Origin of the sequence: Corynebacterium sp. HMSC22B11, from assembly GCF_001815965.1 — a bacterium.
Taxonomy (GTDB): domain Bacteria; phylum Actinomycetota; class Actinomycetes; order Mycobacteriales; family Mycobacteriaceae; genus Corynebacterium.
Map to the genome: position 1 here is coordinate 19287 of NZ_KV823503.1, position 8030 is coordinate 27316.

An 8030-nucleotide genomic window follows, 5' to 3' on the forward strand; every position below is an offset into this window, starting at 1 on the left:
TTGACCAAGGGCTTTTTTAAGAGAAAGACCGAAGCCTGGCTGCTGCTGCTCACCGCAGTGGTCACCCTGACGGCGGTCGTATCGCTGGAGCTGGCGCAGGGCAATGAGCTCAGCTCCAGCATCTTCCTGCTGGTCGGTGGGTTCTTCCTCATCTTCCTGGTCGCGCACCTGGTGATGAACTGGGTGGCCCCCGACGCGGATCAGGTGATACTGCCCGTCGCAGCTCTCCTCAACGGGCTGGGTCTGGTGATGATTTACCGCATTGACCTGGCCACGGGCATGTCCCTGGCAAAGTCGCAGATCATGTGGATGGTTATCGGCGTGGGCCTGCTGGTGGCGGTGCTGGTGTTCCTGAAAGACCACCGCTCGCTGCAGGACTACGCCTATCTGATGGGCCTGGTGGGGCTGGTGTTGCTCGCGCTGCCAATCGTGTGGCCGACCAGCCTCAATGCGGACGCCAACGTGTGGATCTCTATCGGGCCTTTCTCCATCCAGCCGGGCGAGTTCGCGAAGATCCTGCTGCTGCTGTTCTTCGCCGCACTCCTGGTCAGCAAGCGACGCCTGTTCTCCGTGACGGGTAAGAGCCTGCTGGGGCTACAGTTCCCCCGCATGCGCGACATGGGACCGCTGTTCCTCGTGTGGGGACTGGCGATGGTCATTTCCGCCGCGCAGAACGACTTCGGCCCGGCCCTGCTTCTCTTCGCCACCGTGCTGGGGATGCTGTACATCGTGACGGAGCGCGCCTCCTGGGTGGTGCTCGGCGTGGGGCTGGCCTCGGTCGGCGCGGTCGCGGTGTACCAGGTGTCCGACAAGATCCAGACCCGTGTGGCGAACTTCGTGGACCCGTTCGCGGACTTCCACAACCGGGGTCTGCAGCTCGCGCAGTCCCTGTTTGGCCTCTCCTACGGCGGGATCACCGGCAAGGGACTCGGCGAGGGCTATCCGGAGCTGATCCCGGTGGTGCAGTCGGACTTCATCCTCTCCGCCTTCGGCGAGGAGCTCGGCCTGATCGGCCTATCCGCGATCCTGCTTCTGTACGCAATCTTCGTGCTCCGCGGCTTCACGGTGAGCATGCACGCCAGCGATTCCTTCGGCAAACTCGTCGCCGCTGGCCTGTCCCTGACGGTCGCGGTGCAGGTCTTCGTTGTCGTGGCGGGTATTTCCAAGCTCATGCCGATGACCGGCCTGACGACCCCATTCCTTGCCCACGGTGGCTCCTCGCTGTTGGCGAACTACATCCTGCTGGCGATCCTGCTGCGGATCTCCGACTCCGCCCGCGCCCGGCGCGCGGTGCAGGACGAGGGCAGCAAGTCCGGCGGGACAGATGCCAAGTCCGAGGAGAAGCAGGGGGCTGCGCAGAACAACGCGGAAGGTGAGCTCGCGTGAATCGACCGATTAAAGCCGTAGCCATCTTCAGCATGATCTTGACGGTCATTCTGCTGATCAACCTGACCTATATTCAGGCCTTCCAGACCAAGGAGCTGGCGGAGAACCCGCTGAACGCGCGCCAGTTCTATGACATGAAGCAGCGCCAGCGCGGGCAGATCTCCGCTGGCGGGCAGGTACTGGCCGAGTCCGTGCGGGACGATAACGGCTACTACAACCGCCGCTACGTCTACGCCCCAGAGGCCTTCGGCTCGGTGGAGGGTTACTTCTCCGACCGCTTCGGTGCCTCCGGTATCGAGGCCAGCCAGAATTCCATTCTCTCGGGTGAGGACGACAGCCTCTTCGCTCGTCGTATGTGGGACCAGATCTCCGGCAAGGAGGTCCGCGGCGCGAATGTGGAGCTCACCTTAAGCCCGCAGGTGCAGCAGGTGGCCTACAACGAGCTGGCTAGCAAGGGTTACTCCGGCTCTGTCGTGGCCCTGCGCCCCTCGACGGGCGCGGTGCTGGCGATGGCCAGCACGCCCTCCTATAACCCGAGCGCGATCACGGATCAGTCCCCGGAGGCAGCGGCCGCGAACTTCGAGGCCCTCAGACAGGACGCAGGTTCCCCGCTGCTGAACCGCTCGACCCAGGTGACCCAACCCCCGGGCTCGTCCTTCAAGGTGATCACCACCGCCGCCGCACTACAGGCCGGCGATAATGCGGATACTCCGGTCAGCGCCGCCAGCCAGACCACGCTGCCGGACACGGTCACGACCCTAGAGAACTACGACGGCCAGCGCTGCGCGGGCGGGGAGACCACCACGCTGCGAGTGGCCTTCGAGAAGTCCTGCAACGTGCCCTTCGTCGAACTGGGCGTCAAGCACGGCGATGATCTTTTCCGTAAGACCGCGGAGGCCTTCGGCGTGGGTGATAGCTACGAGGGCCTGGGGCTGGGCATGCAGCGCTCGACGCTGGGTGACCTGCCGGACAAGGCGGCCCTGGGCCAGTCCGCGATCGGCCAGCGCGATGTCTCCCTGACCCCGCTGCAGAACGCCGTGATCGCGGCGACGATCGCCAATGGTGGCGTGCGCATGGAGCCGCACCTGGTCTCCAAGATCACGGGCCCGGATCTGAAGACCCTGAAGGAGACGAAGCCAAAGCGGCTGAACCGGGCGATTCCGAAGGAGACGGCAGAGCAGCTCAAGGAGCTCATGCAGGGCTCCGAGCGCGGTGGCGGCGGCTCGGCCACCATCGCGTCGAAGACCGGTACCGCCGAGCACGGCGAAGTTCGCGGCGCGGCCGCCCCGCACACGTGGTACATCGCGTTTTCCACTGAGGCGGACGTGGCCGTCGCCGTCCTGGTGGAAAACGGTGGCGGCATGGGCCAGGGCGCCACGGGTAACGCCGTGGCCGGCCCAATCGGCCGTGCCGTCATCGCAGCCGCGGAGCAGGAGCAGCGCTAAAAATGACTGAGCACCCAGAGCAGCACCAACCGGACCGCACGGATATCGAGTACACCCAGCGGCTATTGGGTGAGCGCTACCAGCTGAGCTGGATCGTGGGCCGAGGCGGGATGTCCACGGTGTGGCTCGCCCGCGACACCGTGGCGCAGCGGGACGTGGCCATCAAGATCCTGAAACCCGAATACACGGAGAGCCCGGAGTTCCGCGAGCGCTTCCGCAACGAGGCGGAGGCCGCGGAGCACTTCGATTCCCCGAATGTGGTCGCCACCTATGACTACGGGGAGATTTCCGCGGACGGCTCCCAGCCCACGAACGAGACCCGTGCGGTGTTCTGCTACATCGTGATGGAGTACGTGCGCGGCGAGAGCCTGGCGGATGTGCTGCGCCGCGAGCGCCAGCTGCCGGAGCCCCTGGCCTTGGACCTGATCCGGCAGACCGCGATGGGCCTGGCGGCGATCCACGCCACCGGTACGGTGCACCGGGATATCAAGCCCGCCAACCTGCTGCTCACCGCCGATGGCACGGTGAAGATCACGGACTTCGGTATCGCGAAGGCCGCGCAGGCCGTGCCGCTGACCCAGACCGGCATGGTGGTGGGCACGGCCCAGTACGTCTCCCCCGAGCAGGCGCAGGGCCGGGAGGTCACCGCCGCTTCCGATGTCTACTCCCTCGGCGTGGTGGCCTACGAGGTGCTGGCTGGCCACCGGCCATTCCGCGGGGACTCCTCCGTCTCGGTGGCGATCAAGCATATTTCCGAACAGCCGGAGCCCCTGCCCGAGGAGCTCAGCGCCCCGCTGCGCGAGCTGGTGAACACCTGCCTGCGCAAGAGCCCGCGTGCCCGCTACGCCGATGGCCAGGAGCTCGCGGAGGCCACCGCCGCTGTCCTTTCCGGGGCTCCGGCCCCTCGCCCGGCGGCCCTGTCCGCTGCCGACGCCGCCGCCCATACGGACGTCTTCGCTGCTCACGGTGGTGCCCGGGGTGCTGCTCCTGAGGATTCCGACGCGGAGCTCAGCCAGGTCGTGTCGGGCCCGGGTACGGCTGTCCCGCCGCGGCAGGGTCCCGCCCAAGGGCCGCGCAAGGCCAGCGCCGCGGGTGCTGCGGGGGCGGCGTCCTCCCGCTCGGCGGGTCGTCGCGGCGGGCAGCGCGGCTCTGCGACCCCGTGGATCGTGCTCGGGGTGGTTGTAGCCCTCGGCCTGGGTGTGATCGGCTACCTCCTGCTCAGCGATTCGAACTCCTCGACCCAGGAGCAGGAGACGAAGACCGTGACCAGCGAGGTCACGACCTCCCCCACCCAGGAGGAGTACGTCCCGCAGCAGCCGGTGGATCCCCGCCCGGAGAAGACCCAGCCGAGCGAGGACAATGGGTCAGATGACGGGGAGACCAGCTCGACCCGACCGGAACGTCCCAGGCAGTCGTCGACACGGCCGGGTAGACCGACGGGCACACAGCCCACACCGAGCAGCCCGCGCCAGCCCTCGCAGCCGTCCCAGCCAACGGCCCCGACGGAGGACAACCCCGTCCCGCCGGCTCCGGACCCGGGCGGCGAGCAGCCCAACCCGGGGAATAACGCGGAGGGCCCAACCGGCACGGGTACCTCCAACCCCGCCGATGGCGAGGTCGGGGCGCTGGGGCTGCGGGCGATCTAGCCGCAGCCCGTTGCCCAGTTGCGCGACCGGGCTTTCCGAGGCGAAGAAAACACTAAAGTAGTAATGGGAACTGTGGCGCGGTAAAGTTACCGGCTTTGAAGCAGATTCCGGGCGGGCACCCGCCCGAGCCGTACCGCGGCAGTACACAGTGAGTTGGAAGATCAGAGGAGGTCGGTCGTGGACCGTGACGGGGCGATCCTCGGAGGCCGATACCACCTAGGTGCCAAGATCGGCACTGGTGGCATGTCGGACGTTTATGCCGCCGTCGATGAGCTCCTCGGCCGCGAGGTCGCCGTCAAGATGATGCGGCCGGACCTCGCCCGCGACGAGAACTTCCTGGAGCGCTTCCGCCGCGAGGCGCAGAACGCTGCGAAGCTGAACCACCCGGCAATCGTGGCGGTGTACGACACCGGCCAGACCCCGCCGGAAGATGGCTCCGTGCCCTATATCGTGATGGAGCGCGTGCAGGGCGAAACGCTGCGCGACATCGTCCAGGAGTACGGCAAGATGCGGCTCACGGATGCCGCCGCCATCATGTCCCAGGTCCTGGAGGCGCTGCACTTCAGCCACGAGGCGGGCATCATCCACCGGGATATCAAGCCGGCGAACATCATGATCACCAACACCGGCGCGGTGAAGGTGATGGATTTCGGTATCGCCCGTGCCCTGTCTGATTCCTCTTCTGCGATGACGCAGACGGCCGCGGTCATCGGTACCGCCCAGTACCTCTCCCCGGAGCAGGCGCGGGGTAAGTCGGCGGATTCCCGCTCCGATATTTACGCTGCTGGCTGCGTGTTCTACGAGTTGGCGACAGGTCAGCCGCCGTTTTCCGGAGAGTCGCCGTTTTCGGTGGCTTTCCAGCATGTCCAGGACGCCCCGCCGGCACCGTCGACGGTCGAGGGCATGCATCTTTCCCACCGTGAGGCGGATAGTTTGGACGCCATCGTGCTCACCGCGATGGCGAAGAACCCCGACGACCGGCACGCGGACGCCAAGGAAATGGCGCTGGACCTGCGCCGGTTGAGCGAGGATCAGGTGCCACTGGTGGCGAAGCTGCCGGGCGCCACGGGTCCTGCGGGTGCTGCTGGCTCCTCGGATATGGGCGGGGGTCGGCACCGCGCGGATGAGTCCTCGGGTGCGGGCACGGCCGCCGCCGCAGGTCTCGGCGCTGCCGGCCTGGGCGCCGCGGGTGCTGCGGGCGCCACGGAGCGCACGGCGGAACACAACCTCGGCGGCCAGAACTTCGCCCAGAACGGCGAGCACGCCTCGGACCAGGGCGCTGGTGCCAACGGCGGTGGGGCTGCGGGGGCGTACCCGGCGGCCGCCGGCGCGGGTGGTGCAGGAGGCGAGCTGCCGACGTCCTACCCGGACCACGGCACCTACCCCGACACACAAACCCCGCTGATTGACGAGGAACCGAAACGGCGCTGGTGGATCCCGGTCGTGGCGATCCTCGCGGTGCTGTTCCTGCTGGGCGCCGGGACCTGGGCGTACATCGCCTCGGACCGGTCGGCCGCGACGGCGGAAACGGTCAACGTCCCAGACGTCAAGAACCTCACCCAAGACGAGGCCGAGCGCAAGCTCCACGACCTGGGCCTGGAGCTGCGCGTGAAGGAGCGTCCGCACGCCGATATCGAGCGCGGCCGTGTGATCCGCACGGAGCCGGGTCCGAATAGCTCGGTGCCGAAGGGCACGGAGATCTCGCTGGTGGTGTCCTCCGGTAAGGAGATCACCGAGGTTCCGGATCTGACGGGTAAGAACACCTCCGAGGCAGCGCAGCTGTTGAAGGAAGCCGGCCTGAGCCTGAATAATCGGGTGAAGGAGGAGCCGAGCGATTCCGTGCCGGAGGGCCAGATCACTGAGCAGTCCCCGGCGCAGGGTTCGCAGGTCTCGAAGGGCACGAAGGTCACCATCACGGTGTCCACGGGCCCGCAGGAGGTTCGTGTCCCGGTGGTCACGGGCCAGGATGTCGAGGATGCGCGCTCCAACCTGGAGGCCTCGGGCTTCACGGTGCTCGTCAATAAGGTCGATTCCACGGAGCCGGAGGGCAAGGTTCTAAGCGTCAGCGACGAGGGCTCCCGCCTGCGCGAGGGCTCCGAGGTGACCCTGACGGTCTCCCGCGGGAACCAGTTCCGCGTGCCGAATGTCTCGGGCAAGGAGTTCGGCCAGGTCTACGACGCCCTGCGTGCCGCGGGTTGGGAAGGCTCCCCGGATAAGCTGCGCCGCGTGGATGTTCCGACGAATGACCTGGGCCGGGTGGACCGGGTGGCGCGTCAGAAGCCGTCCGAGGGTGCCACCCTGGACAAGAACGCCACGGTCACGGTGGATGTCTTTATCTTCCGCCTGATCCCGTAGTTTCCGCCGTCGGCGGGGACTGTCGGCGCCCTACTTGCTCAGCGCACCGGTCACGGCAAGCTGCTCTTCCTCGATGCGGCCGAGCAGGTCCTCATCGATGGGGAAACCGGCTTCGATCAGCCAGTTCGCGAGCATGCGGTGGCCGTATTGGGTCATCACGGACTCCGGGTGGAACTGCACGGAGTGCACCGGCAGGCTGGTGTGCCGCATCGCCATGATCATTCCGGAATCCACCCGCCCGGTGACCGCCAGCTCCTCGGGCACGGAGCCCGGGTCGACGGTCAGCGAGTGGTAGCGGGTGACGGTGAATGGGCTCGGGATGCCCTGCAGCACGCCGGTGCCGTCGTGGGTCACGGGCGAGGTTTTGCCGTGGTAGAGCTCGTCGGCGCGCACAACCTGGCCGCCGAAGTGCAGGCCGATGGCCTGGTGGCCCAGGCACACACCGAACAGCGGAATGCCCTTATCCACGGCCACGCGGATGACCTGCATGAGGTGCCCGGCGGCGGAGGGTTCGCCCGGCCCCGGGGAGAGCAGGATGGCGTCGAACTGACCCAGCACATCGGCGAGGTCGGCGTCGTCGAAACCTGCCTCGCCGCCGAGCTCGGGTGCGTTGTTGCGCCACACCACGCAGTCCTGCTCGTAGTAGCCGAGCTGCCCCAAGTACTGGACGAGGTTATAAACGAAACTGTCGAAGTTATCGACGACCAAGATGCGCATGGGTGCGATTCTATCGCTGTGGTGTCGCGCTTGTGCCGGTGCGCCCCGCGTGGTGCGGAATTGTCGGGTGTAGCTGCTAATATTGGCCGTTGTATTGGAAGCTGCCTTAGCAGCTGGAAGCACTGCCCTTTAATGGAAGCGAATTATGCCTAAGTCAAAGATCAATTCCCCGGAGGAGAACTTCGATTCCAGCGCCGCCGCTGGGGTGGATCGCCGTACCCCGGTGAAACTGAACGCCTCGGGCACGCCACGGTGGTACATCGTGATCATGCTGGGCCTGATGCTGCTGGGCCTGGCGTGGCTGGTCGTGAACTACATCGCCGGCCCGGCCATCCCGCTGATGGTCACCCTCGGCCCGTGGAATTACCTGATCGGTTTCGGCCTGTTCATCGTTGGTTTGTTGATGACGATGGGCTGGAAGTAGCCCTTCTTCTTTTCTGCCCGCCCTTGAACTGCTCCCCATTAGTTGGACTGAGAAATC

General features: G+C 66.5%; 6 protein-coding genes. 5 read left to right on the plus strand and 1 reads right to left on the minus strand.

Translation table 11 applies throughout. From position 1 onward, the window contains the following. The 4 genes from HMPREF3088_RS06045 to pknB all read left to right on the plus strand — a co-directional run bounded on the left by HMPREF3088_RS06045 (position 1) and on the right by pknB (position 6832). A complete protein-coding gene (locus HMPREF3088_RS06045; protein ID WP_070758889.1) occupies positions 1 to 1386 on the plus strand; it encodes an FtsW/RodA/SpoVE family cell cycle protein in 1386 nt (461 codons plus the stop codon). Continuing rightward, positions 1383 to 2831, plus strand: a complete 1449-nt coding sequence (locus HMPREF3088_RS06050; RefSeq protein WP_070758890.1) for a penicillin-binding transpeptidase domain-containing protein — start codon at positions 1383 to 1385, stop codon at positions 2829 to 2831. The genes HMPREF3088_RS06045 and HMPREF3088_RS06050 overlap by 4 nt, the downstream gene beginning before the upstream one ends. 2 nt (positions 2832 to 2833) lie before the next feature. Then, positions 2834 to 4477, plus strand: a complete 1644-nt coding sequence (locus HMPREF3088_RS06055; protein ID WP_070758891.1) for a serine/threonine-protein kinase — start codon at positions 2834 to 2836, stop codon at positions 4475 to 4477. A 177-nt stretch (positions 4478 to 4654) separates the two neighbouring features. After that, positions 4655 to 6832: a Stk1 family PASTA domain-containing Ser/Thr kinase gene (pknB, locus tag HMPREF3088_RS06060; RefSeq protein WP_070758892.1), complete on the plus strand. Its 2178-nt coding sequence runs from the start codon at positions 4655 to 4657 to the stop codon at positions 6830 to 6832. Positions 6833 to 6862: 30 nt separating this feature from the next. Here the strand turns inward: pknB and HMPREF3088_RS06065 are convergent, their stop codons facing one another. Then, positions 6863 to 7549, minus strand: coding sequence for a glutamine amidotransferase-related protein (locus tag HMPREF3088_RS06065; protein ID WP_070758893.1), 687 nt, complete (start codon positions 7547 to 7549; stop codon positions 6863 to 6865). Positions 7550 to 7694: 145 nt separating this feature from the next. Between HMPREF3088_RS06065 and crgA the strand changes: the two genes are divergently transcribed. Beyond that, positions 7695 to 7973: a cell division protein CrgA gene (crgA, locus tag HMPREF3088_RS06070; protein WP_012359318.1), complete on the plus strand. Its 279-nt coding sequence runs from the start codon at positions 7695 to 7697 to the stop codon at positions 7971 to 7973. The last annotated feature ends 57 nt before the right edge of the window (positions 7974 to 8030 follow it).

What these genes read in the sequence shown, in the direction of transcription:
- crgA (WP_012359318.1), top strand. Translation starts at nt 7,695, where the DNA reads ATGCCTAAGTCAAAGATCAATTCCCCGGAGGAGAACTTCGATTCCAGC.
- HMPREF3088_RS06055 (WP_070758891.1), top strand. Translation starts at nt 2,834, where the DNA reads ATGACTGAGCACCCAGAGCAGCACCAACCGGACCGCACGGATATCGAG.
- HMPREF3088_RS06065 (WP_070758893.1), bottom strand. Translation starts at nt 7,549, where the DNA reads ATGCGCATCTTGGTCGTCGATAACTTCGACAGTTTCGTTTATAACCTC.